The sequence below is a fragment of the Amycolatopsis sp. WQ 127309 genome, from assembly GCF_023023025.1.
Classification (GTDB): Bacteria; Actinomycetota; Actinomycetes; order Mycobacteriales; family Pseudonocardiaceae; genus Amycolatopsis.
Window position 1 is genome coordinate 3,764,499 of record NZ_CP095481.1, and the last position, 15,803, is coordinate 3,780,301.

Genomic DNA, 15,803 nt, shown 5'->3' on the forward strand with positions numbered 1-15,803 from the left:
GCCGTACCGGCAGACTCGGCGCACCGGGCTTGGGTATCGTCACGCCCAGCCACCTGATCTTCAGCACCGGGGAATGATGACCGAGCCGAACGTGAATCCCGAGCAGCCCGGCGCGCGTGATGCCGACCGGCTGGGGCCGCGCCCGCTGGCGCGGCCGGCCGTCGATCCGGGGCAGGCCGCGGTGTTCGGCCGCCCGCAAGGGGTCGACGGGGCGTTCGACAAGCTCTACACCCCTCAGCAGGCCAACGGCGTCAAGCTGACGCCGCCCGCTCCCGAGTCGCTGGCCGAGGCGTTCAGCCGGCCGCCCGGGGCCGAAGGCGTTCTGCTGGAACGGCCGCGGGAGGCTGTCGGGGATGCGTCGCAGGCCGAGCCGCCGTTGTGGACCGGGACGGGTGATCCGTGGCGCGATCCGGGCGCCGGGGCCGTGCTCGCCGGGCCCGCGATGCCCGCCGAAGACGAGGAAAAGCCCGCTCGACGTCCGCCCGGGGCGTTGCTCAGCCTGCCCGAGGTGCTGTTCGGCCGCCGGGTGCAGCCGAAGGCGCTGATCCTGCTCGGGGTCGTCGCGCTGCTCGTCGGGGCCGTCGGCGGGCTCGTCGGCTGGTGGGCCGCCGACACCGGCACCGAGCTCACCGGCTCCGCGACGATCTCCGAAGCCGAGGCCGCCAAGGAACGCCCGGCCGGCTCGGTCGCCGAGATCGCCAAGCGCGTCTCCCCGGCCGTCGTCTCGCTCGAGGTGTTCAAGCCCGGCGCCGAGTCCGGCGAACAGGGCTCCGGCGTGATGATCGACCCGCAGGGCTACATCCTCACCAACGACCACGTGATCAGCTCCGCCGCCGCGGATCCGAGCGTCAAGATCACCGCGATCTTCATCGACGGCACCCGCACCGACGCCAAGCTCGTCGGCACCGACCCGAAGACCGACCTCGCGGTGGTGAAGGTCAACGTCACCAACCCGACAGTGCTGCAGATCGGCAAGTCCTCGGACCTGCAGGTCGGCGACACCGTGATGGCCATCGGCTCGCCGCTGGCGCTGCAGAACTCGGTCACGGCGGGCATCGTCAGCGCGCTGAACCGGCCGATCACCGCCGGCGGCGACAACGGCGCCGCGCCGGTCACCTACGAAGCCATCCAGACCGACGCCGCGATCAACCACGGCAACTCCGGCGGTGCCCTCGTCGACGCCACCGGCGCGCTGGTCGGCATCAACTCGTCGATCCGCTCGTCCAGCGCGGACGGCGGCAGCATCGGCATCGGCTTCGCCATCCCGAGCGACTACGCGATCAAGATCGCGAAGGCGCTGATCAAGGACGGCAAGGTCCAGCACGCCGACATCGGCATCAACGCGTCCTCGACGGTCGCCGGCTCGTCCACGATGGGCGCGCAGGTCAAGAACGTCGCCCCCGGCGGCCCGGCCGCGAACGCGGGCATCAAGGAGGGCGACGTGATCACCAAGATCGGCACCCGCTTGGTCCGCGACTCCGCGGAACTGACGGTCGCGGTGCGCGCGCACGACGTCGGCGAGGTGGTCCCGGTGTCGCTGGCACGTGACGGTGCCAGCTTCGTCGTGGACGTAACTCTGGCTTCGGATTGAGTTCGGACGTTCGGCCTGCTTGAGCGGGGCCGGTGGCGAGTACCCTGAGCCAGTAGGTTCCGAGCGGAGGTTGACGGTGTTCGACAGTGTCGGATGGGGGGAAATCCTCGTCCTCATCATCGCCGGTCTTTTCATCCTCGGCCCGGAACGGCTGCCCGAGGCGGCGTCCTGGATGGCGAAGAGCGTGAAGAAGGTCCGCGACTTCGCGACCGGGGCGAAAGAGCAGCTCCGCGAGGAGATGGGCCCGGAGTTCGACCAGCTGCGCAAGCCGCTGGAAGACCTGCGCGGGCTGCGCAACTTCGACCCCAAGCGGGTGGTGACGCAGCACCTGTTCGACGGTGACAGCGACCCGCTCGGCCTCAAGGGCATCACCAACGGCGGCAACGGGACCAACGGCACGAACGGCTACACCGCCGCGCAGACGAAGCCCCAGCCGGAGCCGCTGAAGCCCGGCGAGCGTCCGCCGATCGACCCGGACGCCACGTAGCTCACCGAAAGTCCGTGAATGCCACATCGAGGGACTTCAGGTCCCTCGATGTGGCATTCACGGACTTAAGGGGTCAGCGGCCCGCGGGCGTCACGTTCAGCATCATCCCGGCCAGCCCGCGCGCCCGGACCGTCAGCTTCTTCGCCGCTTCCTTCAGCACCACGGACGCCGGCGCGTCGGGCGCGGACAGCACCAGCGGTGTGCCCGAGTCGCCCTGCTCGACCAGGCGCGGGTCCAGCGGCACCTGGCCCAGCAGCGGGACCTCCGAGCCGATCGACTTCGTCAGCGAGTCCGCCACCGTCTGGCCGCCGCCCGAGCCGAAGACCTCCAGGCGGGACCCGTCGGCCTGCTCCAGCCACGACATGTTCTCGATGACGCCCGCGACGCGCTGACGCGTCTGCAGCGCGATCGCGCCCGCGCGCTCGGCCACCTCGGCCGCCGCCTGCTGCGGGGTGGTGACGACCAGGATCTCCGCGTTCGGGATCAGCTGGGCCACCGAGATCGCGATGTCGCCGGTGCCCGGCGGCAGGTCCAGCAGCAGGATGTCGAGGTCGCCCCAGAAGACGTCGGCCAGGAACTGCTGCAGCGCGCGGTGCAGCATCGGGCCGCGCCACACCACCGGGGTGTTGCCCGGGGTGAACATGCCGATCGAGATCACCTTCACGCCGTGCGCCTGCGGCGGCATGATCATCGTGTCGACCTTGGTCGGCTTCTCGCGGGTGCCCAGCATGCGGGGGATCGAGTGGCCGTAGATGTCCGCGTCGACGACGCCGACCGAGAGCCCGCGCTGGGCCATCGCCGCGGCCAGGTTCACGGTGACCGACGACTTGCCGACGCCGCCCTTGCCCGAGGCGATGCAGTACACCCGCGTCATCGAGCCCGGCTGGGCGAACGGGATCACCGGCTCGGTGGCCTCGCCGCGCAGCGACTTCCGCAGCTCGGTGCGCTGCTCGTCGTTCATGACGTCCAGCTCGACCCGGACGTCGGCGACGCCGGGGAGCTTCGAGACGGCGTCCTGCGTGTCCTTGGTCAGGGTCGCTTTCAGCGGGCAGCCAGCCACCGTCAGGTAGATCCCGACGGTGACGACGCCGTCTTCGCCGACGACGACGTCCTTCACCATCCCCAGGTCCGTGATCGGTTTGTGGATCTCGGGATCTTGCACGCTCTTCAGCGCGCTGCGGACGTCATCGACGCTGGGGAGCTGCTGAGTGCTGGTCACCCCGTCGATGTTACGACCCGGTAGGAGCGCGGTTCGGTTTGGCCTTCCTGGGCTGGACGTCGAGGTCCTCCCGCAGCCGGTCCAGCTCGCCGCGCAGGTAGTCCCGGGTCGCCACCTCGCCGACCGCGAGCCGCAGCGCCGCCAGCTCCCGGGCCAGGTACTCGGTGTCGGCCTTGGTCTGCAGGGCCCGGTTCCGGTCCTCCTCCAGCGAGACGCGGTCGCGGTCGTCCTGCCGGTTCTGCGCGAGCAGGATCAGTGGCGCCGCGTACGCCGCCTGGGTCGAAAAGGCCAGGTTGAGCAGGATGAACGGGTACGGGTCCCACTGCAGCGACACGGCGGTGAGGTTCATCGCGATCCAGATGATCACCAGCAGCGTCTGCCAGAACAGGTACTTGCCGGTGCCGAGGAACCGGGCGACGCGCTCGGTGAGCCTGCCGAAGGTGTCCGGGTCGATGTTCAGCTTGAACCGGTTCTGGCTGCGGGGCTGGTCCAGCCGCCGTCCGGACGTCAGCTCAGGCACGTTCGGCCTCCAGTTGTTCGCCGGTCTCGCCGGTCGTGTCGTGCAGGCCGGTCTCGCGCCAGTCCTCGGGCAGCAGGTGGTCGAGGACGTCGTCGACGGTCACCGCGCCGATGAGGTGGTCCTCGGAGTCGACGACCGGTCCGCAGGTCAGGTTGTAGGCCGCGAAGTAGCGGGTGACCTCGGGCAGCGTCGCGTTGGGCCGCAGGGCGGCCAGCCCGGTGTCGACGGCGCTGGCCACCAGCTCCGCCGGCGGTTCGCGCAGCAGCCGCTGGAAGTGGACGACGCCGACGAAGCGCCCGGTCGGCGTCGCGGTCGGCGGCCGGCAGACGAACACCATGCTGGCCAGCGCCGGCGGCAGCTCGGCGTTGCGGATGTGCGCCAGCGCCTCGGCGATCGTCGTGTCCGGCGTGAGGACCACCGGCTCGGGGGTCATCAGGCCGCCCGCGGTGTCGGAGGAGTAGGCCAGCAGCCGCCTGACCGGCGCCGACTCCTCCGGCTCCATCAGCTCCAGCAGCCGGCTCTGCTCGGCCGGGGCCAGCTCGGCCAGCAGGTCGGCGGCGTCGTCCGGGCTCATCGCCTCGAGGATGTCGGCCGCGCGCTCCTCGGCGAGGTAGGACAGCAGCTCTTTCTGGTCGTCGTCGGGCAGCTCTTCGAGGACGTCGGCGAGGCGCTCGTCGTCCATCGCGTCGGCGACCTCGTGCCGGCGCTTGAGCGGCAGGTCGCGGATCGTCGCGGCGACGTCGACCGAGCGCATGGTGTCGAACAGCATGAGCAGCTGCCCGGCGCCCTGCTGCTGGCCGGTGATGTCGGTCAGGCTGAGCCCGGCCACCTCCGCCCACGGCAGCACCTGCATCGCCGAGCGGCGGCGGCCCAGCCCGACCCGCCGCTCCCGGATGGCGAGCTTGGCCAGCACCCAGTCGCGGGTGCGGGTCGGCTCCATCCCGGCGTCGACGACGGTGACGCGGGTGTCCGAGCCGGCCAGCGACGCGTGCGCGTCCAGCAGCTGGCCGAGGACCAGGACCTCGTTGGGCCGCTGGTTGAACTGGCGCATGTTGACCGAGCCGGTGGCGAGCGTGACGGCGGTCGGCTCGATCGCGGTGACCCGCAGCATCGGCACGAAGACCCGCCGCCGGGTGGTCAGCTCGACGACCACGCCGAGGATCCGCGGCGGCTGCGTGTCGAGACGCAACCCGGCGACGAGGTCGCGGACCCGGCCGATGGATTCGCCGTCCGGGCCGAACACCGGCAAACCCGACAGCTGAGCTGCGAAAACCCTGTTGACCGCCGCCATGCCGCCGACCCTATCGGCTGGTCGCCCAGGCTGCGATTTCCGGCACTGTGACGAAGGCCGGGTCGTCGCTGTCCACGCCGTGTTCGGCGGACTCCTCGACCCGCCAGAGCCAGTTCTGCACGGCCCGCACCAGCGTCCAGGCGCGTGCCTTCCCGGCGTCCAGCTCCTGGGAGGCGACGATCAGGTCCAGCCGTTCGTCTAGTGTGGACTCGGTGAACCGGTTCCAGAACAACGGGATCACGCCGTACTCGAGGTCGCCGGACAGCGGCTTGGGGTCGATGACCAGCCACGGCTCGCGCTGCCCGGCGAGCACGTTCTGGAAGTGCAGGTCCTCGTTCACCAGCAGGTCGCCCGCGGACGGGCCCAGCTCGCGGCAGATCGCGACGGCGTCGTCGACGAGCCGCCGGTCGAACGGCTCGCCCAGCTCGGCCCAGTGCCGGGGGAGTTCCTCGACCAGCCCCGCGGCCTCGGCGCGGACGCTCCGGGTCAGCTCCGGCGGCGCGGGCACGGCCAGCCGCCGCGCCAGCCCGCCCAGGATCGGGACGGCTTCGCGCAGCGGGAGGTGATCGAGGGTGCGCCCGGCGTCGAGCCGCTCCAGCAGCAGGACGCCGTCGTCCGGTGCGGAGTCCAGCAGCAGCACCGCACCCCGGCCGGCCCATGTGGACAGTGCGACCGGCTCGTCGGTGGACTCGTCGTTGCGCCAGCCCAGTTTCAGCACCACCGGCGTGCCGTCGGCCCGGCGGGCGGGCTGGACGACGCCGACGTAGCCGTGCATCGCCTCGCCCTCGAACGTCAGGCCCCACTCGCGGGCGTACGCGGTGGCGAGAGCAGGCAGGGCGGCCAGCCAGGGGACGGCTTCGGGACCGAGCACGCGGGGTGCGCGGGCGGCGAAGACCGGAGGCACGCGAAGGTCGGTCACGACCTCAGTCTGGTCGCCGCGTCCAGCGCGTTTCGCCCTGGTGGCCACGGGCGTACGCTGGGTTTTCAGGGGAAATCGCAACCCCGGGAGCAGCCATGGTGGTGGAGATCGTCAGCGCCGTCGTCGTACTGGGCGGAGCTTGGCTCGCGGCCGGCGTGCGCGTGGTCAAGCAGTACGAACGTGGGCTCGTCTTCCGGTTCGGCCGGGTGCGGTCCCGGGTGCAGGAACCCGGCCTGAAACTGCTGGTCCCGTTCGTGGACCGGATGCAGAAGGTCAACATGCAGATCATCACGATGCCGGTCCCGGCGCAGGACGGCATCACCCGCGACAACGTCACCGTCCGGGTCGACGCCGTCGTCTACTTCAAGGTGATCGACCCGGTCGTCGCCGCGGTCAACGTGCAGGACTACCGCGCCGCCGTCGGGCAGGTCGCGCAGACGTCGCTGCGCTCGATCATCGGCAAGAGCGAGCTCGACGACCTGCTGTCGAACCGCGAGCACCTCAACGAGGGCCTGGAGCTGATGATCGACAGCCCGGCGCTCGACTGGGGCATCCACATCGACAAGGTCGAGATCAAGGACGTCGCGCTGCCGGAGGCGATGAAGCGCTCGATGTCCCGGCAGGCCGAGGCGGAGCGGGAACGCCGGGCGCGCGTCATCTCGGCCGACGGTGAGCTGCAGGCGTCGCACAAGCTCGCGCAGGCCGCGGCGACGATGGCCGACACGCCGTCGGCGATGCAGCTGCGGCTGCTGGAGACGGTGGTCCAGGTGTCGTCGGAGAAGAACTCGACGCTGATCCTGCCGTTCCCGGTGGAGCTGCTGCGCTTCCTCGACGCGCACACCCCGAAGCAGGCCGCGGCACCCGCGGCCCCGCCGGCGCCCGTCGCGCCGGCGATTCCCGAGGCCGCGCCGGAACCCGATGCGGTGGAAGCGAAACCGGAGGCGAACGGGCACGCGGCCCCGGCGCCGCGCACCCCCGGCGACGCGGCGCTGCCGACGTCCGACTAGCTGTCGAACTGGCCGTTCACGCCCAGGATGATGAACGTCGTGAAGAAGCCGACCCACAGCGCGACGACGACGTAGCCGATGATCACGGCGGCCGTGGCGACCCCGCGGCCGCCGCCTTCGCCGCGGTTGGTGCGGCTCAGCGCGATGTGGCCCATGATCAGCCCGGGCAGCGCGGTGATGCCGGAGCAGAAGCCGAGGATCGAGCAGACCAGCGCGCCGATGGCGAGCGCGTTGTCCTGGGTGCGCGGGGCGCCCGGGTACGGCTGCGCGTACGGCGCCGGCGGCGCGTAGGGCGCGCCGTACGCCGGCGGGTACGGCTGCGCGTACGTCTGCTGCGGGTAGCCCGGGGCCGCGTACGGCGTGCCGGGGATGTGCGCCGCGGGCGTCTCGAACGCCCCCGGCGGCAGGCTCCCGGCGGCCGGGTACGGCGGCGGCGCCGTGGCACCGGCGACCGTCGTGCCGGCGGCCGTACCGCTCGCGACGGTGTGATCCGTGGCGGTGCTGTCCGAAACGGTGCTGTCGGCGATGGTGCTGTCCGGGACCGTGCTGTCGAACGTCGGGTCCGCGGTCGCGGGCGGTTCGTAGGACCCCGGGTCGTACGACGACGATTCGGTGGTCGACGGCGGGTCGTACGACGTGGACGGGTGGTCCTTGTCGCCGGACGGGTCGGTCATCGCGGGCCCCCTCGGTGCGTGCAGGACCTCAACTTAGCCGGTCAGCGGAAGAGGCCGTTCGCGGCGCCGACCCCGAAGAAGAGGAGGAACCCCAGGATGTTGAGCGCGATCGCGGCGTAGCCGACGATGAACGCCGCCATCGCCAGGCCCTGGCCTTCCGCCTGACCGGCCTTGGCCTTGTTGTAGGCGATGTGGCCCATGATGATGCCCGCGACGCTGATCAGGAAGCACAGGAAGATGCCGGCGATCGAGCAGATCAGCGCGCCGACGGCGAGCCCGGAGCCTTCCTTCGGCTGCATCCCCATGCCGCCGGGGTACTGCGGGTAGCCGGGCTGCTGGTAGCCGCCCGGCGGGTACTGCTGGCCGTAGCCCGGCTGCTGGTAACCGCCCGACTGGGGCTGCTGGAAACCACCCGACGGCGGCTGCTGCTGCCCGTACGGGTCGTTCGGATCCTGCGGATAAGTCATGGTTCCTCCCCTTCCGGTCGCACTTTACGGTGCTGAGGGGCCCGGGCGTGAGCGCCCTCATAGCAGGGTCGCCCGTTTCGGGTCATACTCACCGGTAACCCAGCGCCGGGAGCGGCGTCGTAACCGGAAAGGGAGCCGTGATGGCCCGTCTCGCCCAGACCGCCGGCCTGTCCGACGTGCAGTCGGAGATCCTCGCGACCGTCCGCCAGTTCGTGGACAAGGAGGTCATCCCGCACGCGCAGGAGCTCGAGCACTCCGACACCTACCCGGCCGACATCGTCGAGGGCATGAAGGAGATGGGCCTGTTCGGGATCACCATCCCGGAGGAGTACGGCGGGCTCGGCGAGTCGCTGCTGACCTACGCGCTCGTCGTCGAGGAGATCGCGCGGGGCTGGATGAGCGTGTCCGGCGTGATCAACACGCACTTCATCGTGGCGCACATGATCACCCGCCACGGCACCGAGGCGCAGAAGCGGCACTTCCTGCCGCGGATGGCGACCGGCGAGGTCCGGGGCTCGTTCTCGATGTCCGAGCCGGACCTCGGCTCCGACGTCGCCGCGATCAAGACGCGCGCCAAGAAGACCGACGACGGCTACGTCGTCGACGGCGCCAAGATGTGGCTGACGAACGGCGGCTCGTCCAACCTGATCGCGCTGCTCGTCAAGACCGACGAGGGCGCCGAGAAGCCCCACCAGAACCTGACGGCGTTCCTCGTCGAGAAGCCCGAGGGCTTCGGCGAGGTGGCACCGGGCCTGACCATCCCCGGCAAGATCGACAAGATGGGCTACAAGGGCGTCGACACCACCGAAGCGGTGTTCGACGGCTACAAGATCGGCGCGGACATGGTGCTCGGCGAGGCGCCGGGTAAGGGCTTCGCGTACATGATGGACGGTGTCGAGGTCGGCCGCGTGAACGTCGCGGCGCGGGCGTGCGGCATCGCGATCCGCGCGTTCGAATTGGCGGTGGAGTACGCCCAGCAGCGCAAGACGTTCGGCAAGGCGATCGCCGAGCACCAGGCCGTGGCGTTCAAGCTGGCCGAGATGGCGACCAAGGTCGAGGCGGCTCACTTGATGATGGTGAACGCGGCCCGCTTGAAGGACTCGGGCGAGCGCAACGACGTCGAGGCGGGCATGGCCAAGCTGATCGCGTCGGAGTACTGCGCGGAGGTCACGCAGGACTCGTTCCGCATCCACGGCGGTTACGGCTACTCGAAGGAGTACGAGATCGAGCGGCTCATGCGCGAGGCCCCGTTCCTGCTGATCGGCGAGGGCACGAGCGAGATCCAGAAGACCATCATCAGCCGCGGCCTGCTGCGCGAATACAAGTCCCGCTCCTGACCCGCCACTTTCTCCAGGAAAGTGCGCCCGAAGGTCCCGAGGGCGTCACTTTCCCTAGGAAAGATGCGTCCGAAGGGCCCTCGGACGTATCTTTCCTGGGGAAAGTGCAAAGCGACTTGTCGACATGGTGGCGCGTCCGGCCTTTCGGGGTAAGCGGCTCGCACGGTCCGGGTGTTCTTGACAAGATGGACGCCCAGGACCCACGACTGCGCAGGTGATGATGGTGAGTAGTCCCTTTGGCGGGGGCCGGGCGCCCGGCAACCTGCCGCGGCTGCCGACGCCGCCGACCGGCTGGCCGATCGGGTCGTACGCGACCTACGGCGAGGCCCAGCAGGCGGTCGACTTCCTCGCGGAGAACGAGTTCGCGGTCGGCGACGTCACCATCGTCGGCGTCGACCTGATGCTGGTCGAGCGGGTCATCGGGAAGCTTTCGTGGGGGCGCGTCCTCGCCACCGGCGCGGTGTCCGGCGCCTGGTTCGGCCTCTTCGCCGGCCTGCTGCTCGGGCTGTTCGTCAACCAGGGGTTCGCGCTGCAGCTGCTCACCGGCCTGGTGCTGGGCGTGCTGTCCGGGCTGGCGTTCGCCGCGATCGGGTACAGCATGTCGCGCGGGCGCCGGGACTTCTCGTCGGCGAGCCAGCTCGTCGCGGGCCGGTACGACGTCCTGTGCCAGCCGCGGTCGGCCGAGCGGGCGCGGGAACTGCTGGCGAAGCTGGCGCTGAAACCGCCGTCGTGACGGTTTCCCGCCAATATCAGGCGATAATCACAGTTCGGCATGCACTGGCCTGAATCGTTACCGATACTGCTTGCGGGGTGTGATCGCCCGGCATAAGTTGTCCGACACCAGTCGGGCGGCCCCGCCCACCAGCGTGGCGGCCCGAGCACTAGCACGTCGGGGTGCTGGCGCGGTTTCGCCTCATCGCGTCGCGGTGCCCACCGGGCACCGCGGTAACCGGCGTGCACGCGGGTGAGGAGGCCTGATGGGGAAGAGGATCGGCGCGGGCAAACGGGGGCGATCGCCCGGCCGCACCACCGCCCTGCTGGGGGCAGGGGCATTGCTGACCGGTCTCGTGGCCGGCTGCGGCTCGGGCGGTGGCACGAAGATCAACGTCTACTACGCACCCGAGGACAGTTTCCAGAAGGTCGTGGACAACTGCAACAAGGCGGCGAACGGCCGCTACGAGATCGTCTACAACAAACTCCAGCGCGGCTCGGACGACCAGCGGCTCCAGATGGCGCGGCGGCTGGCGGCGGGCGACACCGCGATGGACGTACTGGGGCTCGACGTGACCTGGGTTTCGGAGTTCGCCGAAGCCGGCTGGGTCGATGAATGGAAGGACCAGAACAAGGCCGCGGCCTCCGAGGGCGTCCTGCAGGGACCGCTCGACACCGCGACCTACAACGGGAAGCTCTACGCGGCCCCGAAGAACACGAACATCCAGCTGCTCTGGTACGACGACCGGATCACCCCGACCCCGCCCAAGACGTGGGACGAGGCGATCCAGAAGTCGCAGGAGCTCAAGCAGCAGGGCAAGCCGTACAGCATCGTCTTCACCGGCGCGCAGTACGAAGGCCTCGTCGTCTTCTACAACACCCTGGTCGCGTCGATGGGCGGGCACATCCTGTCCGACGACGGCAAGTCCGTGGTGATGGACGACGGCGCCGTGAAAGCGCTCGCCCTGCTGAAGAAGATCACCGATTCGGGGATCACCGACGCGTCGCTGACCAACTCGAAGGAGGACGACGTCCGGCAGACGTTCCAGCGCGGTGACGCCGCGTTCGAGCTGAACTGGCCGTTCGTCTACGCCTCCTACGCGAAGGACAAGGCGTCGGACGTCTCGCACTTCAAGTGGGCCGTCTACCCGCAGGCCGAGGCCGGCACGCCGGCCAAGACCACGATCGGCGGGTACGACCTCGCTGTCAGTTCGCTGTCACAGCACAAGCCCGAGGCGTACGAAGCCGCGTTGTGCCTGCGGAGCCCGGAGAACCAGAAGTTCTCGGCGATCAACGACGGCGTCCCGCCGACCATCGAATCGGTGTACCACAACGACACGCCGCTCGACCCGTCGAAGCCGGCGGGCGACGACAACCCGAACATGGCGATCAAGTACCCGATGCGCGACTCGATCCTCGACGCACTGAAGGACGCCGCGGTCCGGCCGCTGACCCCGGCCTACCAGAACGCGTCGACGGTGATGTCGAAGATCCTTTCGCCACCGGCCGAAATCGATCCGCAGGCCACCGCGGACAAGCTGCGCCAGCAGCTCAGTGACGCGCTCCAGTCGAAGGGAGTGATCCCGTGACCGTGCAAGATTCGACCCCGGCCGACACCGCCGGGGCCACCGTCGCCGAAGGAGCGACGTCCCACAAGAAGGGCAAACCCGCCCTGTCCGAGGGCAAGAAGGCCGAGCGGAAGCTCGGGCTCTGGCTGTGCGCGCCCGCGTTCGTCGTGATGATCGCCGTCACCGGCTACCCGATCGTCTACTCGATCTGGCTGTCGCTGCAGCGGTACGACCTGCGGTTCCCGGCGCAGCAGCAGTTCGTCGGCTTCGACAACTACGGCGCCGTGCTGTCCAACTCGTACTGGTGGACGGCGTTCGGGACGACCATGCTCCTGACGGTCGTGTCCGTGGCGATCGAGTTCGTCCTCGGCATGGCGCTGGCGCTGGTGATGCACCGGACGCTCGTCGGCCGCGGTCTCGTCCGGACGGTCGCCCTGATCCCGTACGGCATCGTCACGGTCGTCGCGGCGTTCTCGTGGTACTACGCGTGGACGCCGAAGACCGGCTACCTGGCGAACTGGCTCGCCTCGGACGGCGCGCCGCTCACCGAGCAGTGGCCGTCGCTGTTCATCATCATCGGCGCCGAGGTGTGGAAGACCACGCCGTTCATGGCGCTGCTGCTGATGGCGGGTCTGGCATTGGTGCCCGACGACCTGCTCAAGGCCGCCGCGATGGACGGCGCGAACGGCTGGCAGCGGTTCACGAAGGTGATGCTGCCGGTGATGAAGCCGGCGATCCTGGTGGCGCTGCTGTTCCGCACGCTCGACGCGTTCCGGATCTTCGACAACATCTACGTCCTCACCGGCGGCGCGCAGGACACCGGGTCGGTGTCCATGCAGACCTACGACAACCTGGTCAAGGGGCTCAACCTCGGGATCGGGTCGACGATGGCGGTGCTGATCTTCATCACGGTGGCGATCATCGCGTTCATCTTCATCAAGGTGTTCGGCACGGCCGCACCGGGTTCGGACACTGGGGGTAAGCGCTGATGGTGATGGGAACCGTCACGACGGGCCGCAAGCTTCGCTGGGGGCTCGTCGACATCCTCGTGCTGGTGTTCGCGCTGGTGCCGGTGCTCTGGGTGGTCTCGCTCTCGTTCAAGACCAAGGACACGCTGACCGACGGGTACTTCATCCCGCAGTCGTGGACCTGGCAGAACTACGCGGACATCTTCCAGACGTCGGAGTTCCTGCTGGCACTGGTCAACTCGATCGGCATCGCGATCATCTCCACGGTGATCGCCGTGGTGCTGGGCACGATGGCCGCCTACGCCATCGCCCGGCTGGAGTTCCCCGGCAAGCAGCTGCTGGTCGGGCTCTCCCTGCTGATCGCGATGTTCCCGCAGGTGTCGCTGGTGACGCCGCTGTTCAACATCGAGCGGAACCTGGCGCTGTTCGACACGTGGCCGGGGCTGATCCTGCCCTACATCACGTTCGCGCTGCCGCTGTCGATCTACACGCTGTCGGCGTTCTTCCGGGAAATCCCGTGGGAGCTGGAAAAGGCGGCGAAGATGGACGGCGCGACGCCGGCCCAGGCGTTCCGGAAGGTGATCGCGCCGCTGGCCGCGCCGGGTGTGTTCACCACCGCGATCCTGGTGTTCATCTTCTGCTGGAACGACTTCCTGTTCGCCATCTCGCTGACGTCGACGACGGCGTCGCGCACGGTGCCGGCGGCGCTGTCGTTCTTCACCGGGTCCTCGCAGTTCGAGGACCCGACCGGGCAGGTGAGCGCGGCCGCGGTCGTGATCACCATCCCGATCATTGTGTTCGTGTTGTTCTTCCAGCGTCGCATCGTGGCGGGGCTGACCTCCGGTGCGGTGAAGGGGTAGTCATGGCAGAAATCGTCCTCGACAAGGTGTCGAAGAAGTACCCCGACGGCGCGCTCGCGGTGTCCGAAGTGGACATCACCATCGGCGACGGCGAGTTCCTCGTGCTGGTCGGTCCGTCCGGCTGCGGGAAGTCGACCATGCTGAACATGGTGGCGGGCCTGGAGGACATCTCCTCCGGCGAGCTGCGCATCGACGGCAAGCGCGTCAACGAGAAGGCCCCGAAGGACCGGGACATCGCGATGGTGTTCCAGTCCTACGCGCTGTACCCGCACATGAGCGTCCGCGAGAACATGGCCTTCCCGCTGCGGCTGGCCAAGGTGGACGACAAGACGGTGCGGGCGAAGGTGGAGGAAGCGGCGACGATCCTCGACCTGACCGCGCACCTGGACCGCAAGCCGGCCAACCTCTCCGGTGGCCAGCGCCAGCGCGTCGCGATGGGCCGGGCGATCGTCCGCAACCCCAAGGCGTTCCTGATGGACGAGCCACTGTCCAACCTGGACGCCAAGCTCCGCGGGCAGATGCGGACGTCGGTGTCGAAGATCCAGAAGCAGCTCGGCACGACGACGCTGTACGTCACGCACGACCAGACCGAGGCCATGACCCTCGGCGACCGGGTCGTGGTGCTGCGCGGCGGTTTCGTGCAGCAGATCGGCGCGCCGCAGTTCCTCTACGAGAACCCGGCGAACCTGTTCGTCGCGGGGTTCATCGGCTCGCCGTCGATGAACTTCGTGCCGGCCACGCTGGAGAACAACGAGCTGCGCACGCCGCTGGGCACCACGCCGCTCACGGATCGGATCCGGCAGCTGGTGGAGAAGGCGGACGCGCCGCGTGAGGTGCTCGTCGGCATCCGGCCGGAGCACTTCGAGGACGCGGCGCTGGTCGAAGCCGGCCAGAAGACGGGCGGCGGCACGTTCACCGCGCACGTCGACGTCCTCGAGTCGATGGGCTCGGAGAAGTTCGCCCACTTCACCGTCGACGGGGAAACCGCCACGTCCGCGGAGCTCGCGGAACTGGCGGCGGACAGCGGCTCGGCCGACGTCCCGGGGTCGGCGTCGCAGATCGTGGCCCGCCTCTCGGCGGAATCGGCCGCCAAGGAGAACTCGGACCTGCAGGTCTGGTTCGACGCGGACAAGGTCAAGCTCTTCGACCCGGCCAACGGCAAGAACCTCACCTACGAGGACTGAACGGTAGTGCCGTGAAGGGCACCCTCAGGGACTCCAAGTCCCTGAGGGTGCCCTTCAGGGCGTTTCAGGCCTTCGGCAGCCGTGAGTAGATCGACGTCGCCGCGGTGCGGGCCAGCGCGCACGTGCCGTCGCCGGCCGTGCCCGCCGTCTCGACCACGCTGATCTCCGCCAGCTCACGCCGTCCGGGCAGGCCCGGCGCCGGCTGGGTGCTGTCGACCAGGCAGAACGCGCCCGCGAGCCGGACCTGGGCCGCGCGCCCGCCGAGCGTCTCGACCGGGCCGTTCGTGCCCGCGGTGTCCACCGTGAGCTTGAAGCCGACCTTGCCGCGGATGCAGCTGTGCCCGGCCAGGCCGATGGTCGGCTGGCTGCCGGCGCCGGCCGGGTCGTCGAGGTCGTGGCTGTCGAGCAGCGCGCAGGGCGCGACCCGGCCCCACGAGCGCTCGGGGAACGTCAGCCGCCCGACCTTGCCGGCGGTGACCGCGGCGAGCACCGAGCCGACGGTGGCGTCCGCGGTCTCGCAGCGGCCGGGCTGGTCGGCGGGACCGCTGTCGGTCACCGACACGTCCAGCCGGTTGCCGTCGGCGAAGATGATCGTGCGGGTGCAGGCGGTGTGGTCGTTGAACATCGACTGCTGCACCGAGACGCCGTCGGGCACCGGCCCCGCGTAGTCGTAGGGCTTGATGTTCGGGTCGGAGTCGAAGGCCAGCGGCCCGACGAGGATCGTGCGCCAGCCGAGGTCGGCCTGGCAGCTCTCGAACGTCGGCACGGCGACGGCGCCGGCCGCGACCTTGGGCACGTCGAGCATGCTGCAGTAGTCGACGGTGCCGAAGTCGCCGAGCGCGGCGGACGCGGTCAGGGGCGTCGGCCCCGAGCCCTCGGCCGGGTCGGACGCGGCCTGCGTGGTGGCGCAGCCTGCCGAAAGCAGGGCGCAGAACATCACGACGACCAAAGATTTCGAACGCGGGTACACGGGGTGCAAGTATCACCACATCCGGCCGAA

The 15,803-nt window shown here is 69.6% G+C and carries 16 protein-coding genes; 9 read left to right on the plus strand and 7 right to left on the minus strand.

What is annotated here, in order from left to right:
- Window positions 1-73: 73 nt before the first annotated feature.
- Both MUY22_RS17750 and tatB read left to right on the plus strand, forming a co-directional pair.
- Window positions 74-1,591 (plus strand): S1C family serine protease, encoded by a 1,518-nt coding sequence (locus MUY22_RS17750; RefSeq protein ID WP_247061035.1) that lies wholly within the window; start codon window positions 74-76, stop codon window positions 1,589-1,591.
- 76 nt (window positions 1,592-1,667) lie between these two features.
- Complete coding sequence (tatB, locus tag MUY22_RS17755) at window positions 1,668-2,078, plus strand: Sec-independent protein translocase protein TatB (protein ID WP_247061036.1); 411 nt, start codon at window positions 1,668-1,670, stop codon at window positions 2,076-2,078.
- 73 nt (window positions 2,079-2,151) lie between these two features.
- Here the strand turns inward: tatB and MUY22_RS17760 are convergent, their stop codons facing one another.
- From MUY22_RS17760 to MUY22_RS17775, 4 genes are read right to left on the minus strand one after another with little or no spacing between them, the layout of a single operon-like run.
- Window positions 2,152-3,297 carry an Mrp/NBP35 family ATP-binding protein gene (locus MUY22_RS17760; protein ID WP_247061037.1) on the minus strand — a complete coding sequence of 382 codons (1,146 nt, stop codon included), beginning with the start codon at window positions 3,295-3,297 and terminating at the stop codon, window positions 2,152-2,154.
- A gap of 10 nt (window positions 3,298-3,307) precedes the next feature.
- A complete protein-coding gene (locus MUY22_RS17765) occupies window positions 3,308-3,817 on the minus strand; it encodes a DUF1003 domain-containing protein (RefSeq protein WP_247061038.1) in 510 nt (169 codons plus the stop codon).
- Entirely contained in the window at window positions 3,810-5,108 is a 1,299-nt protein-coding gene (locus MUY22_RS17770; RefSeq protein WP_247061039.1) for a magnesium transporter MgtE N-terminal domain-containing protein, read from the minus strand. The genes MUY22_RS17765 and MUY22_RS17770 overlap by 8 nt, the downstream gene beginning before the upstream one ends.
- Before the next feature lie 10 nt (window positions 5,109-5,118).
- Window positions 5,119-6,027, minus strand: coding sequence for an aminoglycoside phosphotransferase family protein (locus tag MUY22_RS17775; protein ID WP_247061040.1), 909 nt, complete (start codon window positions 6,025-6,027; stop codon window positions 5,119-5,121).
- Between the two features lie 95 nt (window positions 6,028-6,122).
- On the opposite strand from MUY22_RS17775, the gene MUY22_RS17780 reads away from it, so the two are divergent.
- Window positions 6,123-7,034 carry a slipin family protein gene (locus MUY22_RS17780; RefSeq protein WP_247061041.1) on the plus strand — a complete coding sequence of 304 codons (912 nt, stop codon included), beginning with the start codon at window positions 6,123-6,125 and terminating at the stop codon, window positions 7,032-7,034.
- Here the strand turns inward: MUY22_RS17780 and MUY22_RS17785 are convergent.
- Both MUY22_RS17785 and MUY22_RS17790 read right to left on the minus strand, forming a co-directional pair.
- Entirely contained in the window at window positions 7,031-7,708 is a 678-nt protein-coding gene (locus tag MUY22_RS17785) for a DUF4190 domain-containing protein (protein WP_247061042.1), read from the minus strand. The genes MUY22_RS17780 and MUY22_RS17785 overlap by 4 nt on opposite strands.
- 41 nt (window positions 7,709-7,749) lie before the next feature.
- Complete coding sequence (locus MUY22_RS17790; protein WP_247061043.1) at window positions 7,750-8,175, minus strand: DUF4190 domain-containing protein; 426 nt, start codon at window positions 8,173-8,175, stop codon at window positions 7,750-7,752.
- Between the two features lie 140 nt (window positions 8,176-8,315).
- On the opposite strand from MUY22_RS17790, the gene MUY22_RS17795 reads away from it, so the two are divergent.
- From MUY22_RS17795 to MUY22_RS17820, 6 genes are all read left to right on the plus strand, one after another.
- The gene (locus tag MUY22_RS17795) at window positions 8,316-9,512 is read left to right on the plus strand and encodes an acyl-CoA dehydrogenase family protein (protein WP_247061045.1); all 1,197 of its coding nucleotides are present in this window, start codon (window positions 8,316-8,318) and stop codon (window positions 9,510-9,512) included.
- A gap of 217 nt (window positions 9,513-9,729) precedes the next feature.
- Window positions 9,730-10,245, plus strand: coding sequence for a general stress protein (locus tag MUY22_RS17800; protein WP_247063953.1), 516 nt, complete (start codon window positions 9,730-9,732; stop codon window positions 10,243-10,245).
- Window positions 10,246-10,489: 244 nt separating this feature from the next.
- A complete protein-coding gene (locus MUY22_RS17805) occupies window positions 10,490-11,812 on the plus strand; it encodes an ABC transporter substrate-binding protein (protein WP_247061046.1) in 1,323 nt (440 codons plus the stop codon).
- Complete coding sequence (locus MUY22_RS17810; RefSeq protein WP_305879371.1) at window positions 11,809-12,780, plus strand: carbohydrate ABC transporter permease; 972 nt, start codon at window positions 11,809-11,811, stop codon at window positions 12,778-12,780. Before MUY22_RS17805 ends, MUY22_RS17810 begins: the two co-directional genes overlap by 4 nt.
- Window positions 12,780-13,619 carry a carbohydrate ABC transporter permease gene (locus MUY22_RS17815; RefSeq protein WP_247061047.1) on the plus strand — a complete coding sequence of 280 codons (840 nt, stop codon included), beginning with the start codon at window positions 12,780-12,782 and terminating at the stop codon, window positions 13,617-13,619. Before MUY22_RS17810 ends, MUY22_RS17815 begins: the two co-directional genes overlap by 1 nt.
- A 2-nt stretch (window positions 13,620-13,621) precedes the next feature.
- Entirely contained in the window at window positions 13,622-14,803 is a 1,182-nt protein-coding gene (locus MUY22_RS17820) for an ABC transporter ATP-binding protein (protein WP_247061048.1), read from the plus strand.
- 64 nt (window positions 14,804-14,867) lie between these two features.
- Here the strand turns inward: MUY22_RS17820 and MUY22_RS17825 are convergent, their stop codons facing one another.
- Complete coding sequence (locus MUY22_RS17825) at window positions 14,868-15,740, minus strand: hypothetical protein (protein WP_247061049.1); 873 nt, start codon at window positions 15,738-15,740, stop codon at window positions 14,868-14,870.
- Window positions 15,741-15,803: the final 63 nt, after the last annotated feature.